Below are 16,122 nucleotides of genomic sequence, written 5' to 3'. Positions count from 1 at the left end.
CCTTGTTCTTTACTCTCCTACAAAGTATCAAGACTGACGCACTTTGTCCTTATTCTTTTACCCCTTCAGATTTCCTATAATCGTTTTTAAAATTGCACGGGTACTTGCCGACCACCACTGCTGCAAAACCTTTTCTACGGTCTCTTGTTGGTTTTCATTCACTTTTGCAATCAGCTTTTTCCGAAGGTTTTGTTTGCTTTGCTGCCAGGTGTTTTGCTCTAGTTGTAGATAAACTTTCATCTGTTTTAAGGCAACAGTCATCAAAGAGTCTATAGACGAGGTAGCATCTACCAAACCAATTTGTTTGGCTTCTGCCGGGTTCATCAATTTACCTTCTAACAAATTCCGGTAGGCTTTGGCTTCTCCTATCCAAAATGCGTATAACTCAAAAATACTATCCGGAACTATAATCCCCACCGGCACCTCATTTAAGCCGATGATGTATTCGCCCTCCGCCATTACGCGGTAATCAGCACAAATAGCCAGTACGCAACCACCGGCAGGGCTATGCCCGCTAATTGCCGTAATAAAGGGCTTTTTAAACTCCACCAAAGTGTTAATCAGCTTCAGAAACTTCGTCCAAAAGCTCAACATCTGCTCTTCGTTATAATTATAAAGCTCAATCAAATCCAAGCCTGCGGTAAAAAAACCGTGTTTGCCGGTTAAAATCAGCCCAAAGATATTAGCATCCTGTTCAACACTTTTGACCATTTTCTGCAGTTCGTCCAGCATGGTTTCGTTAATCGCGTTAGATTTTCCTCTGTCTAAAGAAACAATTGCTACATGATCTTGTATGGTGGTTTTAATAAATTCCATTATTTACTTTTTGCGTTCAAATTATAATACATCACCTTGCGCGCCAAATGCCCGCTAAGGTCCATGCCCTCTAAAGTTACACGATATTTCCCGGGATTGTCGCCATTATAAAAACTTACCGTAGCATTGCCCAAGCTATCGGTAACAATATTTGGGTTCCAATATACAGTCGTGCGCAAATCTGGCACATTCGGGTTAATTTTCGGATCGGCGTAGTTAGGCACGTAAAATTCTTTGGCCGGCACCAAGCCAATAGGCCTGATGGTTTTTACGCCCGGCACGTAAATATCTCTGGTATAGTTAGATTCGCCTCGTTTTGTATTAATTACAATTACACCTCCACCTCCGCGACTGCCATAAATAGCCGTGTAAGCAATGTTTTTTAAAATCTCTACCGATTCAACATCCGAAACCGGAATGCTATTCAAGAAATCGGCATCCATATAAAAGCCGTCCATTACAATTTGTGCCTGCTGTCCGCGGATGTAAGCGATTCCGTTGCTAAAAGTTAAGCCGGCCACGCGCCCTATTAAAGCTTGTTCTAAAGAGTAAGAGCTTTCTAAATCTTTCGCGGTAAATACCTTGTCGGCATTTCCGGCGCCATTTAGGTTTGACGAATTTTTCACCGGCGCTTTCCGGTCCACCACCACCACTTCTTTTAACAGTACAGAGCGATTAACCAAACCGCTTTTTAGCCAGGCTTCGTACTGCGATTTACTGTTTTGAAGATAGGCCTGCATCGATTCGTTGATGTTTACCGTCAGGTCTGCCCGGTTAGGGTTGGCCGTAACCACCGGCACGGTGCTGTCGTAAATTTCGATATCTACGTTTTTGCGCCCTTTTTCTGTACGCGCCTGCACCAAAAACGTGGTGCTGTCTGGGAACGTCAGGCTATCAATCATAAACTCGCCATTGCTGTCGGTTTTGGTTTGTAGGATGAGGATTTTATCGCTCTTAGCAAAAACAGTCACCGCGCCGTTTGCCACCGGTTTATCTTTTCCTTGGGTTACTTTGCCGCTAAGGCTGATGGTTTTTTCGGGTTTATAGCTAAGAGCGGTAGCGTTTAAGTTTTGCCAGCTGAAACGGCGCCAGCCTTGCGTCATCATTAAAATATCGGCATTGGCCAAAACTTGCTGGTTAGGATGGTTGAAGTAATATGCCGGTTGCTCCACATAACCTTTAATGTCTGACGTAAGCAACAGATTGCTTAAAATATGATCTTCTTTATCGGGCTGTAAATCCATTTTGCTGGGGTCTATCACCGCCATAGAAAAAGAGCCTATTACCGGCTTTCCGTCGGGTTTAGTGGCTTTTACAGTAATGCTAGTTTTCTCTCTTTGCCGATAGTTTGCTTTGTTGGCCTGCAATTTTATGCTCAAGGTATCTTTTGGTGCTATAAACAATAAACGCTCGGCTACCGGCAACATATTTTCGTCAAGCAGGGTAATCTGGTTAATGCCCTGGATAAATCTAGAGCGCTCCAGCTCGGCACCAAAGCTTAGGTTGTTTAGTTTAGCTTTTGCCGTGTAAACCACGTTTCCGCTGTTTTGCCCTACAATACAAAACGTTTTTCCTTGGTTTTTAGCTAAAAAGCTTTGGTTGGCGGCTACCCTAATGCCTATTTTGTCTTCCGTTGGGTTTATCAGCGCCAGCGTAATGCCTTCGGGCTTGGCGGGCGGCAGTTTAAAAGTGCGTTCTACGCCGTCTTCAAACTTCACCATTGCTTGGTAGCTTTTGCCTGCCATTGGCGCAAAAGCAAAATAGCCCATCCCCAGATGCTTATCTTTAATTAAAGCCACTTTATTGCCTGCATCGTCTTGCACAAAACCGGTTACAGCTTTGCCCAAGCCATCGGCGCCAAGCGCTTTAAAAGCAACTTTGCTCCTTACGTTTTCTACCAAATCGCCACCTTCGGGAAAAAACTGCAAATCTGTATTTCCTGCTTCATCAACTACGGCAATCCTTCGGTTAATAACGGTGTTTTCGGCTAAAGTAATGCTGGTTTGTATGGCGCCATCGCCACCCAAAAAAGTTTTGTTATTGCTGTAGCTTAGGCTGATGTTTCCTTTATCGTCTGTTTTTGTGCGCCCGCGGCTCAGCACCTTTCCGGCTACAGTAACCTGATAATTTACTTCCTTATCCGCGTAAGCGTAACCATCTAAATTGCTAAAATTGATGGTGGTGGTGGTTTCCTGCTTATCGCCGTTTTTTTGATACACCGACGAGGCTTTGGTCACCAACTGATCTGTCCATATATTGCCAATTTTAAGCGTACGGTCAAAAAAGTAAGCTTGGTCAAAATTGCGCATCCAGCGCGTGTAGGCCCGCAATCGATAGTTGCCCTCGGCCAAAGAATCTTTAAGCTCTATATTTCCCAAGCCTAATCCCGCAAAAAGCGGCACCCTTAGCGTTTTGCGGATAGAGTCGCGGGCATCAATCAAATCCACATATAAAATATTGCTTTTAGGGCTGGGCGTTAAAGTTTGCGCATCTACCACATAAGCTTTAAACCAAATGTCATCGCCAACGGCATAAAAAGGCTTGTCGGTATGTAAATAAACTTTTTCTTGGGTGTTTTTGTCCAGGTACTGCTCTAATTGTGCAATTAGCTTTGCTAGCGGATTGTCTTGGACTGCGAAGCCGTAAAATATAAGCGCACAAACAAATAAGGCGCCTGCCAGCAATGTCCGTTTTGTTTTCATAAGCTTAAAAAATAAAAGCCTCTGCGTGCAGAGGCTTTTGACTGTTAACTTTGTTTTAAAATTGGTTTTTCCACATCATACTTTCTACCGGCCGGGTGGTTTTGTGGTTATATTTTGCATTGCCTTTGGTATTGTAAAGCGTGTCAATATCGCCTTCAACCATAAAATAAATGAGCTGGCCAATAGGCATACCGGCGTAAATGCGTACGGGTTGTGTTGCCGAAATTTCTAAAGTCCAGGTGTTGCAAAAACCTACATCGCCTTTTCCGGCGGTGGCGTGTATATCAATGCCAAGCCTCCCCGTGCTCGATTTTCCTTCCAAAAAAGGCACGTGCTTGTGCGTTTCGGTATATTCTAAAGTTACGCCTAAATAAAGCGTGTTGGGCTGCAGCACAAAACCTTCTTTGGGTATTTCGAAGTGTTCTATGGTATTATGCTTCCGCGCGTCTAGCTCGCGGTTGGTATAGCAGGCCAAATACTTTCCTAAATGCACATCGTAAGAGTTGGTGCCTAAACACTCGCGTTTAAAAGGTTCAATAACTATGGTGCCGGCTTCAATTTCTTTTAAGATGTTTTGGTCTGAAAGTATCATCGCTAATTTTTGATTATGCCTAAATTATAATTTATTTAAAATAATTTCGGCAATTAATTATAATTTTAGAGATGCCCCTCACTTTTCATCAAAACATCAACTCGGATACCTCTATTGCTTTGTGGAAAATTACCGAAACCGCGGCCGAGCTGGAGGCAAAACTGCAATTGAAGGAGCACGAGCAAAGTGTATTGCGGTCGTTAAGCAAAGAAAAACGCAACCTGCATTGGCTGGCTACGCGTGTGCTGTTGCGCAACATGATAAACACCGAGCTGTATATAGATTGCCAGACGGACGAAAATGGGAAACCTTTTTTGGTGAACCACCCGCACCACATTTCTTTAAGCCATTCTTTTGATTATGCCGCCGTGATGATTAGCAAAACGCGGAAAGTAGGGATTGATATTGAGATTATAAAAGCGAAGATAGAACGCGTGCAACAAAAATTTTTGGCTGCTGCCGAACTGGATTTTATTGCCGAAGATAAACGGATTGAACAGCTTTATGTTTGCTGGTGCGCCAAGGAAGCTTTGTACAAACTTAACGGTAAAAAGGAAACCTCCTTTAAAGACCATATCCGGTTGGCGGCATTTGCTTACGCCGATGAAGGCGAACTTAAAGCTAGCATCGCGAAAGAAAACCGTACAAAAAACTATGTGGTGCATTATAAAAAGTTTGAGGATTATATGGTAGGGTATGTGTGTGAATAGGTCGATAGTCCGCAGTCGGCGGTTGATAGTCCGCGGTCAGCAGACTACGGATTATGGACTATCAACTATGGACAACCCACCACGGACAACGGCCTGCGGACAACTGACTGCCGACTGCGGACAAATTAACAAGAAATGAAAAACAAGAAAGTGATATTTGAGGATTGGGGCTTGGTAGATTACCAAGAGGCTTGGGATAGGCAAGAGCAGGTTTTTGCAGAAACTGTGGCTATCAAAAGCTACAACCGTAGCCATCCCGAGGACGAAAAGACGACCACCAACCGACTGATTTTTGTGGAACATCCGCACGTTTATACTTTAGGGAAGAGCGGCCACGCAGAGAATTTGCTGCTAAACAAAGAGCAGCTGGAACAAAAGCAGGCTACTTATTATAAAATTAACCGCGGTGGCGATATTACTTACCACGGACCGGGGCAAATTGTGGGCTACCCCATTTTGGATCTGGAAAACTTTTTCACCGACATCCATTTATACCTTCGCACGCTGGAAGAAGCCGTTATCCGCACTTTGGCAGATTATGATATTGTAGCAGGCCGTTACCCGGGTTATACCGGCGTTTGGCTGGATGCTGATAACGAAAAAGCCCGTAAAATTTGCGCCATGGGCGTTCGCTGCAGCCGCTGGGTAACCATGCACGGTTTCGCCTTCAATGTAAATGCCGATTTAGATTATTTTAAAAATATTGTGCCCTGTGGCATCGACGATAAAGATGTGACTTCTATGCAACGTGAGCTAGGCGACCGTGTGGATATTGCAGAAGTAAAAACACGGCTTAAACACCATATTGCCGCCTTGTTTGAAATGGACCTGCAATAATCTTTATTCCTTATTCCTTAAGCTTTGTTTTGTACTGCCCCAACATTTCCCGTTAAAAAACGTTAATGTTTAGGTTTTGCAAAAAAGAAGGATAAATTTGCAAAAAAATGAGACTTAAAAACTACCTGTATTTAGCTGTTGCATTGTTACTTGGCTTTAGCGCCTGTAAAAAAGACGAGCCAATTGACCGTAATGCCCTCGCTTATGCGCAGTACGGCAAAGACACTTTAATTATCCAAAAATTTTTGGAAGACAATAACATCGAGGCGAAAAAAGATTCGGTTTACGATGTGTATTATCAAATTATAGAGCCGGGAACTGGCGATGTTAATTTCACACCTACAACCAATATCACCGTTAATTATAAAGGTCGTTTGCTCAACGGAAGCGTTTTTGACCAGGGTACGGAAAAAATGTTTCAGCTGGGCTATTTAATTGCTGGCTGGCAGATGGGCATCCCTCGTATCCAAAAAGGCGGTAAAATCCGCTTAATTGTACCCAGCGGGTTTGCTTATGGCGATGTTGCCCGTCCGGGAATTCCGGCAAATTCCATTTTAGATTTTGATATCGAACTTACAGAAATAAAAAATTGATGATAAAAAAGATTTTGAACCTTGCGCTTGTGGCTGTACTTGTTTTAACCGCTTGCGAAAAGGAAACACGCACGCTTACGCAGATAGAAGACGAAGACATCCAAGCTTACATGCGTAGCAATAATTTAAGCGGATTTACTAAGGACAGCACGGGCTTTTACTATAAAGTGATCAACCCCGGAACCGGCCTAGAAGTGGACTACCCAAGCTACGTAGGTATTTGGCAAAGCACTACATCTATCAACAAAAATGTAAAATACGAGTTCTCTAAATACAACCCTCAGTATAATTATCTGGGCTACATTACTCCGGTAAGCTGGCGCGAAAGCTTGTTGAAGATTAAAAAAGGCGGCGAAGTACGGGTTATTACGCCTTCGTCTTTAGCTTATGGAAAAGACGGTTTAGGTTCTACCATTCCGGGCAATACCATTTTAGATACCAAACTAAATTTAATTGATGATACCGACCGGCCAGTTTACGAAGATGCCTTAATTCAAGATTATTTAGCAGAAAACAAACTTACTGCTACAAAAGACGGTAACGGTATTTATTATAACATTGTGACTCCAGGCACCGGGACCGAGATAACATCCGCAGATGCGCGAGTAGAAGTTGCCTATAAGGGCAAGCTGTTAACAAACACGGTTTTTGATGAGGCAAGCACCAGCTCTCCGGTCACCCTTACGCTGAGCAATACGATAAAAGGCTGGCAATTGGCCTTACCAAAAATTAAGGCAGGAGGAAAAATTAATTTATACATTCCTTCACGTTTTGCTTACGGCAGCACACCGCCAACTGGAATTCCAGCAAATGCAATTTTAGCTTTTGAAATCAGCGTAATTTCTGTGACCAATTAGGTGTTTTTAAAAGTTCAGCGTTTTAGAGAATCTTTCTAAAAAAGAGACTTGCGGTTTTTACAACTCGCAAGTCTGATTTTATTAAGCTCAAAGCGTCTTGTAGCAGGTTAAAAGAAAAAGCTCTTTTTTAATCCACATCCGTGGTAATCATCGGGATGTTAAGGCCGCCTTCTTTCGCTTTTTCTAAGGTAAAACCAAAAGTAGAGCCCAGTTTTTCGGTACTGCGGACGTTAATGGTTTGGTGGTGCGCTTCTACAATGTGTTTAACAATGGCTAAGCCTAAGCCCGAGCCCCCAATTTGCCTAGAGCGGCTGCTGTCTGTACGGTAAAAACGCTCGAAGAGGCGCGGCAAATGCTCTTCGTTAATGCCCATACCGTCATCCGTAATTTCAACTAAATATTGATCGTGCAGGGCAAATACCGTAATAAATGTGGTGCCGTTTTCTTTGCCGTATTTGAAAGAATTATCTATCAGATTGATAAGCACCTGTCTGATTTTTTCTTTGTCAGCCTTTACCCAGGTAGGTACATCATATTTTTCTTTAAAAACCAGTTTAATTTTGTATTTCTCGGCTTTTAGCTCCAAAGACTCCATCACCTCTTTTATCAGTGCGGTAAGCTCAAATTTTTGCAGGTTTATTGGCAATTCGCCGCTTTCCAGCCTTGATATTTCATTTAAATCTTTAATTAAAACACTCAGTCGCTCCACATTAGATGACACCTTGTTTAAAAAACTTTGAGCCAGTTCGGGGTCTTGCAATGCCCCGTCTTGCAATGCTTCAACATAGCCTTCTATGGCGAAAATGGGCGTTTTAAACTCGTGTGATATGTTAGACAGAAACTCGCGTCGGAATTTTTCTTGCTTCTTCAGTTCGTCAATCTCGTGCTTTTTATCACGTGCCCATTCTTTTACCTCTTGCTGCACGTCGTTTATCGGATCCGGACTTACATATTCTGCCAAAGCATCTTTTAAATCTTTACCCAATTTAAGGCTATGGATCATTTTGTAAATCACCTTGATTTTAGAATAAACGTACTTTTCTATCAGGTAATAAAAAACGAAATAGCTCACAATGGTTGCGATCACCAAAGAAACCGCAAAATAGAACCATTTATGCTGAAAATAAAGGTTCACCGCGCCTATGGAAACACCAACGGCCAAGGCGTTTAAGAAAACAAGCGTACGTAACTTCATACGCCTAATATAACCAATAAAGTAATTGATTTACAAAGAGTAAGACTTTAAGAAATTGTTAACGCTTTAAGTCCTCATCACACCAATGTGTTGCCCATCCCATTCCGGGAAAAGCACCCCGTCTTTATTAATGTTTAGATGCTTGTCTGCAACTTCGCTAAATACGCTTCTAAAGTCTGTAGTAACGGCTAAATCTCTTCCATCTTCTAAATTTTCTGGGGCAAGCGCATCCATTTTTCCGTGTACTTTGCCTCCTAAAACATCGTTACCCAAAATAAAATTGCACGATGCACGGCCATGATCGGTGCCGCCAGTGCCATTCTGTTTCACCGTTCTGCCAAACTCGGTCATGGTCATTACGGTCACATCATCCTGCAAAGTGCCCATGTCTGTCCAAAAAGCCATGATGCTCTCGCTCAAATCGTTTACGTTGCGGGCAAAAATTCCGGTATCAGTACCTTGGTTAAAATGTGTATCCCAACCACCAGATTCGGCAAAAGCCACCTCTAAACCTACATCCATTTTAATGAGTTGTGCTATTTGCTTTAGCGAGTTGCCCAGAGCGCTGTTAGGATAACGTGCATTGTTTGCAGGTACGTAATTTTTAGTATCCAATTTTTTCAGCACGTTCATGGCTTCAAAACTGTCTTTACTGGTTTCTTTTAGCAGTCCCTGCGCAGTTTGGTCGTACAAATCTTCAAAACTTTGCGATGCCATATTGGCTCCGGCGGGGTTGCCTTTCACCTGGATATTGAAATCGCTAAGGTTACTGAGGGCTAATGTGGGATTATCGCCATAAAAAGAGCGCGGTAAAGATGAAGTTAAGCTTACTGCCTGAAATGGCGTCGCCGTATCGTGCCCTAATAAACCCACCGCGCGGTTTAGCCAACCGCTTGATGTGCCTTTGTTAAACGGGGTGCCAGATTCCATGTAATCTTGCGCATCAAAATGCGAACGTGTTTTGTTTGGCGAGCCTATGCCATGCACAATCCCTAAACGGCCTTCTTTAAAAACATTGGCAAAACCGGCCATGGAAGGGTGCAAACCAAATTTTCCGTCTAAATCTATCAATGGTTTTCCTGGGCTGGCTTTTGCCGCAGACATAAAAAGAGTGGGTCTGGCAGCACGCAGATGCTCATCCGTAAAAGGGGTTACTGCCATTAAGCCGTCCATAGCGCCGCGTTGGAAAATGCACACCAATGTTTTCCGCCTTTTAAACAAGCCTGGGGCTTTAATTTGTGCCGCCGCTTGCGCTACAAAATTGGGTACACCGCCCAAACCAATGCCAAACACGGCCAAACCGCCGGCTTTTAAAAATCCTCTTCTCGTAATCATGATATATATTTTACGTTTATCTTTTCTGAAATTCCGGTGCGCCGATAATTACGCCCACCACCTGCGCCAGCATGGCATTACTGGCAAAAGCAGGCTTCGGTTTGTTGGCTTTTGCTTTTATTTTCGGTACCATGGTGTCCATATCTAAACTATCGTCGCCGGTTTCCGCTGTGTTTTTGCTTGCCGCCTTACTTACCTTTTCGGCCAAATCTGGCGCGGTTAATAAAGGCGTTAATCTTTCAATGGTTTTGGATAAATCACGCTCGGGCAAAATGATATTGCCATAAGTTGCTAAGGCCGCCTCGCTACTTTCGGGCTCGTGGTTGTTGTTTAAAGCGGCTAAATCTACCTTTACCCCTTTTATTTTTCCGCTGGCAATGGCCAGTCCAAAATTCATCCTGTTTAACAAAGCGCCGGTATTGATCCAGTATTGCGCCCTATCCGGAAAGCCTGTTGGCGCTTGGTAGGCATAAATCTTTTGGCCCATTTTATTTATCCAGGTATAAAGTTGATAGGGCTGCAAAACATCCGCGTCAAGCGCGCGGGCAGCGCTGATTGCCAGTTCGAACGGCGATTTTGTTTTTTCGCCCAAAGCTTCTTTCGTCCAAAATTGGGGGTCAGCAACCATAGTTTGCAATATGGCGGTAATGCTGCCGTCTTTACTGTTGAAGGTTTTCACCATGTTGTCCACCAGTTTTTGTGGCGGATTATCGCTTACGAAGCGGACGGCCAGTTTGTGGCAAATGAATTTTGCGGTGGACGGATGATGGGCCAGCATCTCTAAAAGCGCCACGCCTTCTTGATAGCCACCGCCATTAAATTTATGCCCTAAAACTATTTTGATGCCGTTGTCATGCCGGTTTGGGGTAAACCAAAAGTCGCCCTCGCGTACAAAACCTCTTTTTTCTAAGGTAGATGGACTAAGCTGTTCTAGCTTTTTCATAGCATTGCCACCGCCATCAAAGGTGATTGCGGGGTAAATGGTCCAGCCTGTTAATACCCGCGCCGCTTGCGTTACATCTTCTTGCGTGTAGCCCCCATCTACACCTAAAGTGTGCAGCTCCATCACCTCGCGGGCGTAATTTTCATTTAGGCCTTTCGCTTTTTTGGGCTGCGCAACCTTTCCCAAAGCATTAGGTTTATTGTTTTGCTTAGTGGCTTGAGCCTTTTCTTGGTTATTGCCTACGCTGGTGAAATTGTCTAAGAAAAACAACATCGCCGGCGACTTAGCTGTTGCCAGCAACAAGTTGCTGAACTTGCCGAATACGTTAGGCCGGATCACATCGCGCTCGTAAGCTGGGATGTACATGGCACAATCATTTTTGGTGAGCGAAACGTTAAAATGGTTGAACCAAAAATCGGTAAGGACCTCTTGCAATTGGTTTTGGCTGTAAGTAGCACGTAATATTTTTTGGCTGATAAACTGCCGGTAAAGCTCTTGCTGTGGCCGATAACCTTTTTGCGCCATGTAGCTGTTCAGCATTTCGCGATAAGCCTTTTTGTCGGTTTTGTTTATCGAATCTTTATGGATATGGCCCTCTTTTATGGCTTGGCGTAAAACCTGTGGCGCCCTAGGGAATTTTTGGTTTACCTGTTGGTTGCTTAGGTTAATGGCATCGTAAGCTGCTAAACGTTCTTGCAACTCTTTATCCGGATAATTAGCTTTAAGCTGTTCGGCAAACCATTTATCGGCACCTATTTTTACCAAGTTATCGATATCACTTGTGGTAGCCCCAAAAGTAAAACGGTTTAACAGGTGTAAGGCCGCCTCTCTATCGGTTAAACCTGCCTTACGGTAGGCTTGGGTGATAGGTCCGCTTTTATCCGCCAAAAAAGACGAAAGACACAACAAAAGTGTAAGGGCTAAAAACGGGCTGTAAAAATATTTTACGATGCTTCTCATTTTAAAACTGGTTTGTGGGTATGACTGCCCAATTTTGAAATGGATTAATGGTATTCATTTTTTTAAATATTTGCGCAATCAAATAGCTTAATCAATAAATTGGCTCGAATTTTACTTCAACAAAAATTTATATGTAAACTTGTTTCCACGAAACCAGCGTTTTTTTGGTTAGTAGATTAATTTAAATACATTATTTCCCACACAAATACGTTAATATTAGCGGTGAATTTAGAGTTTCAAAAAGTAAAGAGCATGTTGAAAAGAGTATTTCTAGGCTTATTTGTTGCGGCAACTATTGCCTGTAGCGCCACGCCACGCATTGTTGATATAGACGTACCGGGTTCTAACAATTTAAAACCCGAACCGCGGCAGGCCAAAGTAGCCAAAGAAATTGCAGAATTGGTGAGCACCGTTAGCTACAAAAGAATCCAGCTTAACGATTCTATCAGTAACGTTATCTTCAACAATTATCTGAAAGAAATGGATGCCAACCATAGCTATTTTTTGGCATCAGACATTAAAGAATTTGAAAAATACCGCAAAACCTTTGATGACGATTTGAAGGCCGGTGACTTGAGCGCTGCTTTTTTCATGTTTAACACTTACCAAAAACGCTATAACGAAAAAATCAGTTATTCGCTAAAGCAGCTTAATGATAAGTTCGACTTTACCAAAAACGACACTTACACCTACGACCGCAGCAAATTGCCGTGGTTTAAAAACCAAGCAGAAAGCGATAATGTGTGGCACAACAAAGTAAAATACGATTATCTGAATTTGAAATTAGCCGGGCAGGCAGATTCCGCCATCCGCAATACCTTAAAAAAGCGTTACGATAACCTGCTTTCGCAATCTAACAAAATCAACAATCAGGATGCTTTCCAGATATTTATGACGGCTTTTACAAACGCCGTTGACCCACACACCAGCTATTTTAATCCGGCGAATGCCGCCAACTTCAACATTGATATGGCGCGTTCTTTGGAAGGTATAGGCGCAACTTTAGCCTCGGAAAACGAGTTTGTGACCATAAAAAGTGTGGTACCGGGCGGGCCGGCAGATAAAAGTAAGCAACTGAAAATAGACGATAAGATTATTGGTGTAGCACAAGGAAATGAAGATTTTGTTGATGTTGTGGGCTGGCGCTTAGATAATGCCATCACTTTAATCCGTGGTAAAAAAGGCACTACGGTGCGGTTAAAAATCCTTTCTAAAGACCAAGATCTTTCTGCCAAACCAAAGATTGTGACCATGGTGCGCGAGAAGATTATCCTAGAAGACCAATCGGTAAAAAAGAAGGTAAAAACGGTGGTTAGAGACGGAAAAACTTATACTTACGGCATTATCGAAATTCCGGCTTTTTATGCAGACTGGGCCGAAATGCAAAAAGGCAACCCGAACTATAAATCGACCACCAGAGATGTTAAGTATGCCATAGATTCTTTGAAAAAGGCACATATCGACGGCTTAATTATCGATTTAAGAGGCAACGGCGGTGGTTCTTTAACAGAAGCGATTGATTTGACAGGCTTGTTTATTAAAAAAGGCCCCGTGGTACAGGTTAAAGATTACCGAGGCAAAGTTGAGGTAGACGAGGATAAGGACCCATCAGTATTGTGGGATGGACCTTTGGCTGTAATGACCGACCGGTTTAGCGCATCGGCATCCGAAATTTTCGCTGGCGCGATACAAGATTACGGACGGGGCATCATCGTGGGCAACACCACTTACGGAAAGGGAACGGTTCAGTCGGCAATTGCCATGAAACGCATAGATTCTGATTTTGCGGATAAAGACGACCAGATTAATTTAACGATGGCCAAGTTTTACCGCATTAGCGGAAGCTCTACGCAACATAAAGGCGTTACGCCAGATATTGAGTTTCCAACGGTTTTTCCTGCGGATAAATACGGCGAAAGCGCAGAAAAATCTGCCTTGCCGTGGGACGAAATTGCCAGTAGCAAATATGAGAAAGTGGCTAATTTAAATAGCGTGATAGCCGAACTGAAACAAAAACACGATGCGCGCATGAAAACCAGCAAAGAGTACGCTTACCTTTTGCAGGATATTGCCGAATTTAAAAAACGCGATGCCGATGTGGCTCTGCCTTTAAATGAAACGGCTTTAAAAAAGCAGCGTGATGAACTGGAAGACAAAAACTTAAAGCGCGAAAATGAACGCAGAGTTTCAAGAGGCTTGCCGCCGATCACCAAAAAGGACGAGAAAACAACCAAAGAAGATGATGTTGATTTTATCCAAGATGAAACCCTAAACATTTTAACAGATTTCATCACCAATCCGCAAATTGCGGTAAAAAACAGGCAGTTTTAACAAAAAACAGCAAAAGCCTTTAGCGATAAAGGCTTTTGCTATCTATAAAATCTATTACCGCATCTGGTAAAAAAAATTTAACATCCTTTTGTGCGGCTACGGCTTTACGTATAAAGGTGGAAGATATCTCCATTAAAGGTGTATTTGTTAAAGTTACAGATGGGTGTTGTGCCAGTTCGCAATCTTCTGAGCCGGGGCGCGGATAAACATAGATATGGTAATCGCGCAAAATCAGCTCGTAGTTTTTCCATTTTTTTAAAGATTTAAGGTTATCCGAGCCCATTATCAAGCAAAAATCACGTCCGGGGTAAAGCTCGCGCAAATGCGTTAAGGTATCAATGGTGTAAGATGGCTGAGGCAGTTTCAGCTCCACATCGCTCACCAAAATATCTTCTACCTCTTCGGTAGCTAGTTTTGCCATTTCTAGCCGGTCGTAAACCTGGATAAGGTCTTTTTTTTCTTTCAGCGGATTATGCGGAGAAACCACCAGCCAAACCTGGTCCAAATTGGTATAATGCGCCATGTAATTGGCAATAATAAGATGCCCGGTATGGATGGGGTTAAAAGAACCGAAAAACAAGCCTACCTTCATCAGCGCTAATTAAGCATTCACAAAATTTAAAAGCAGGTTTTCTGCCTCTTTACAGGCCGTCGCCAAATCTGTGTTTTCTAGTATTACATCAAATTTTGGCGCATAACTTAGCTCTTTTGCTGCTTTATCTATACGTTCTTTTACTTTTTCGGCAGTTTCTGTACCGCGGCCGGTTAATCTTTCTACAAGCACCTCCATTGATGGCGGCTGCACAAAAATAGCCAAAGCATCCTCTTTGTATTTATCTTTTAGGCGTAAGCCTCCTTCTACATCCAAATCAAAAATTACGTGCTTGCCACTGTCCCAAATGCGTTGGATTTCGCTTTTTAAAGTGCCATAAAAAGTACCGGAATAAACCTCTTCAAACTCGGCAAACTCGTGCTTGGCAACACGGTGCAAAAACTCTTCTTTGCTGATGAAATAGTAATCTTTTTGGTCGGTTTCTTCTCCTCTGGCCGCCCGCGTAGTTGCCGAGATAGAGAATGCTATTTTATCTGGAAAGGTGCGTAAAAGATGTTGTACGATGGTGGTTTTGCCTGCGCCAGAAGGGGCAGAAAATATAATCAGTTTTCCTTGCATTTTATTTTATCGAGGCTTAAAGTACGTTTAACAGTTGTTCTTTAACTTTCTCCAGTTCCTCTTTCATGCCCACTACGTGCCGTTGGATGGATGCATCGTTAGCTTTGGAACCCATGGTATTAATCTCGCGACCAATTTCTTGAGATATAAAACCCAGCTTTTTACCGTTGGCATCTTTGGCGCGCAGGGTTTCCATAAAATAATTGCAATGGCTGCGCAAACGCACTTTTTCTTCGGTAATATCCAGCTTATCGATATAATAAATCAGCTCTTGCTCTAAACGGTTGCCGTCCACACTTTCTTTGCCCACAACATCTGCCAATAAAGTGTTTAATTTTTCTTTAATGGTGGGGATGCGTTTTGGTTCGTCTTGCTCAACGGCCGCTAAAAAATCTAATATATTCTTTATACGGTCTGCTAATTCGCGCTCCAACACCGCGCCTTCATCTTGCCTAAACTGTTGAAAATGCTCAACAGCATCGTAAAACGCGGCTAGCAGTTTCTGCCAATCTTCTTCAGAAACCGAATTTTCATCGTAATGCACCACATCGGGCAAACCCAAAATAATGGAAGTTAAAGATTTGCTTTCATCGCCCACCTCATCGGCAATAGCTTTCAACTGCGTGTAATAGTCGATAAAAAGTGCTTTGTTGATGTTGGCGCCTTTGGCAGGCAGCTCAGAGTTATCAGCAGTAATGCTTAATACTACTTTCCCGCGCTCAAAAGCTTTACTGCCTTCCGTGCGCAGAAAAAACTCTTTTTCCGAAAAAGCTTTCGGCAATTTGAGGTTAAGCTCTAAAAATTTACTGTTGAGCGATTTAATTTCTACCGTGTACTTACCGCTTGGGAGGTCTGTTGTGCTAGCACCGTAGCCGGTCATGGATTTAATCATCTTCAAAGATAAGATTAAGCGCTCAAAAATCGGCGAAAGCAAGCAACAGATGTTGATGAAAGGCTACCATCTTCCACTCGAGCGGTTAAAATAGGCTTGCTTAAACCGCTTATAAGCATTCTTTTAATCTTTTATCGCCATTAATATTAGATTTCATTTCATGGACTATATTCCTATTTTTGATGCTC

General features: G+C 42.9%; 14 protein-coding genes. 5 read left to right on the top strand and 9 right to left on the bottom strand.

Annotation, left to right across the window (positions count from 1 at the left end; translation table 11 throughout):
- Positions 1-57: 57 nt before the first annotated feature.
- The 3 genes from BCY91_RS00485 to dcd are packed head-to-tail and all read right to left on the bottom strand — an operon-like array spanning position 58 to position 4,110.
- A complete protein-coding gene (locus BCY91_RS00485; RefSeq protein ID WP_120180052.1) occupies positions 58-816 on the bottom strand; it encodes an enoyl-CoA hydratase/isomerase family protein in 759 nt (252 codons plus the stop codon).
- On the bottom strand, positions 816-3,518 hold the full coding sequence (locus BCY91_RS00480; RefSeq protein WP_120180051.1) for a carboxypeptidase-like regulatory domain-containing protein: 2,703 nt from the start codon (positions 3,516-3,518) through the stop codon (positions 816-818). The genes BCY91_RS00485 and BCY91_RS00480 overlap by 1 nt, the downstream gene beginning before the upstream one ends.
- Positions 3,519-3,573: 55 nt before the next feature.
- Positions 3,574-4,110, bottom strand: coding sequence for a dCTP deaminase (dcd, locus tag BCY91_RS00475; RefSeq protein ID WP_120180050.1), 537 nt, complete (start codon positions 4,108-4,110; stop codon positions 3,574-3,576).
- A gap of 71 nt (positions 4,111-4,181) precedes the next feature.
- Here dcd and BCY91_RS00470 point away from each other — a divergent pair, with 71 nt between their 5' ends.
- The 4 genes from BCY91_RS00470 to BCY91_RS00455 all read left to right on the top strand — a co-directional run bounded on the left by BCY91_RS00470 (position 4,182) and on the right by BCY91_RS00455 (position 7,107).
- Entirely contained in the window at positions 4,182-4,820 is a 639-nt protein-coding gene (locus BCY91_RS00470) for a 4'-phosphopantetheinyl transferase family protein (protein ID WP_120180049.1), read from the top strand.
- A 135-nt stretch (positions 4,821-4,955) separates the two neighbouring features.
- Positions 4,956-5,657, top strand: a complete 702-nt coding sequence (gene lipB / locus BCY91_RS00465; protein WP_120180048.1) for a lipoyl(octanoyl) transferase LipB — start codon at positions 4,956-4,958, stop codon at positions 5,655-5,657.
- A gap of 107 nt (positions 5,658-5,764) precedes the next feature.
- Complete coding sequence (locus BCY91_RS00460; protein WP_120180047.1) at positions 5,765-6,250, top strand: FKBP-type peptidyl-prolyl cis-trans isomerase; 486 nt, start codon at positions 5,765-5,767, stop codon at positions 6,248-6,250.
- A complete protein-coding gene (locus BCY91_RS00455; protein WP_120180046.1) occupies positions 6,250-7,107 on the top strand; it encodes an FKBP-type peptidyl-prolyl cis-trans isomerase in 858 nt (285 codons plus the stop codon). The genes BCY91_RS00460 and BCY91_RS00455 overlap by 1 nt, the downstream gene beginning before the upstream one ends.
- A 127-nt stretch (positions 7,108-7,234) precedes the next feature.
- Here the strand turns inward: BCY91_RS00455 and BCY91_RS00450 are convergent, their stop codons facing one another.
- From BCY91_RS00450 to BCY91_RS00440, 3 genes are all read right to left on the bottom strand, one after another.
- On the bottom strand, positions 7,235-8,302 hold the full coding sequence (locus BCY91_RS00450) for a sensor histidine kinase (RefSeq protein WP_120180045.1): 1,068 nt from the start codon (positions 8,300-8,302) through the stop codon (positions 7,235-7,237).
- A 66-nt stretch (positions 8,303-8,368) separates the two neighbouring features.
- A complete protein-coding gene (locus BCY91_RS00445; RefSeq protein ID WP_120180044.1) occupies positions 8,369-9,637 on the bottom strand; it encodes a DUF1501 domain-containing protein in 1,269 nt (422 codons plus the stop codon).
- 16 nt (positions 9,638-9,653) lie between these two features.
- A complete protein-coding gene (locus tag BCY91_RS00440; protein ID WP_120180043.1) occupies positions 9,654-11,540 on the bottom strand; it encodes a DUF1800 domain-containing protein in 1,887 nt (628 codons plus the stop codon).
- A 252-nt stretch (positions 11,541-11,792) separates the two neighbouring features.
- Between BCY91_RS00440 and BCY91_RS00435 the strand changes: the two genes are divergently transcribed.
- A complete protein-coding gene (locus BCY91_RS00435) occupies positions 11,793-13,871 on the top strand; it encodes a carboxy terminal-processing peptidase (RefSeq protein ID WP_120180042.1) in 2,079 nt (692 codons plus the stop codon).
- Positions 13,872-13,890: 19 nt separating this feature from the next.
- Here the strand turns inward: BCY91_RS00435 and nadD are convergent, their stop codons facing one another.
- Genes nadD through BCY91_RS00420 form a run of 3 tightly spaced genes read right to left on the bottom strand, consistent with a single transcriptional unit; the run spans position 13,891 to position 15,934 of the window.
- Positions 13,891-14,463, bottom strand: coding sequence for a nicotinate (nicotinamide) nucleotide adenylyltransferase (nadD, locus tag BCY91_RS00430; protein WP_120180041.1), 573 nt, complete (start codon positions 14,461-14,463; stop codon positions 13,891-13,893).
- A 9-nt stretch (positions 14,464-14,472) separates the two neighbouring features.
- Positions 14,473-15,042 (bottom strand): guanylate kinase, encoded by a 570-nt coding sequence (gene gmk / locus BCY91_RS00425; RefSeq protein WP_120180040.1) that lies wholly within the window; start codon positions 15,040-15,042, stop codon positions 14,473-14,475.
- Positions 15,043-15,058: 16 nt separating this feature from the next.
- On the bottom strand, positions 15,059-15,934 hold the full coding sequence (locus BCY91_RS00420) for a YicC/YloC family endoribonuclease (protein WP_245988942.1): 876 nt from the start codon (positions 15,932-15,934) through the stop codon (positions 15,059-15,061).
- Positions 15,935-16,122 lie beyond the last annotated feature (188 nt).

The organism is Pelobium manganitolerans (genome assembly GCF_003609575.1).
Classification (GTDB): Bacteria; Bacteroidota; Bacteroidia; order Sphingobacteriales; family Sphingobacteriaceae; genus Pseudopedobacter; species Pseudopedobacter manganitolerans.
Note: the sequence above shows the minus strand (reverse complement) of the source record. Positions and strands in the feature narration are given on the sequence as shown.

Excerpts from the sequence above, each read along its gene's own strand:
- BCY91_RS00485 (WP_120180052.1), bottom strand. The coding sequence starts at position 816 with ATGGAATTTATTAAAACCACCATACAAGATCATGTAGCAATTGTTTCT.
- BCY91_RS00480 (WP_120180051.1), bottom strand. The coding sequence starts at position 3,518 with ATGAAAACAAAACGGACATTGCTGGCAGGCGCCTTATTTGTTTGTGCG.
- dcd (WP_120180050.1), bottom strand. The coding sequence starts at position 4,110 with ATGATACTTTCAGACCAAAACATCTTAAAAGAAATTGAAGCCGGCACC.
- BCY91_RS00470 (WP_120180049.1), top strand. The coding sequence starts at position 4,182 with ATGCCCCTCACTTTTCATCAAAACATCAACTCGGATACCTCTATTGCT.
- lipB (WP_120180048.1), top strand. The coding sequence starts at position 4,956 with ATGAAAAACAAGAAAGTGATATTTGAGGATTGGGGCTTGGTAGATTAC.
- BCY91_RS00460 (WP_120180047.1), top strand. The coding sequence starts at position 5,765 with ATGAGACTTAAAAACTACCTGTATTTAGCTGTTGCATTGTTACTTGGC.
- BCY91_RS00455 (WP_120180046.1), top strand. The coding sequence starts at position 6,250 with ATGATAAAAAAGATTTTGAACCTTGCGCTTGTGGCTGTACTTGTTTTA.
- BCY91_RS00450 (WP_120180045.1), bottom strand. The coding sequence starts at position 8,302 with ATGAAGTTACGTACGCTTGTTTTCTTAAACGCCTTGGCCGTTGGTGTT.
- BCY91_RS00445 (WP_120180044.1), bottom strand. The coding sequence starts at position 9,637 with ATGATTACGAGAAGAGGATTTTTAAAAGCCGGCGGTTTGGCCGTGTTT.
- BCY91_RS00440 (WP_120180043.1), bottom strand. The coding sequence starts at position 11,540 with ATGAGAAGCATCGTAAAATATTTTTACAGCCCGTTTTTAGCCCTTACA.
- BCY91_RS00435 (WP_120180042.1), top strand. The coding sequence starts at position 11,793 with ATGTTGAAAAGAGTATTTCTAGGCTTATTTGTTGCGGCAACTATTGCC.
- nadD (WP_120180041.1), bottom strand. The coding sequence starts at position 14,463 with ATGAAGGTAGGCTTGTTTTTCGGTTCTTTTAACCCCATCCATACCGGG.
- gmk (WP_120180040.1), bottom strand. The coding sequence starts at position 15,042 with ATGCAAGGAAAACTGATTATATTTTCTGCCCCTTCTGGCGCAGGCAAA.
- BCY91_RS00420 (WP_245988942.1), bottom strand. The coding sequence starts at position 15,934 with ATGATTAAATCCATGACCGGCTACGGTGCTAGCACAACAGACCTCCCA.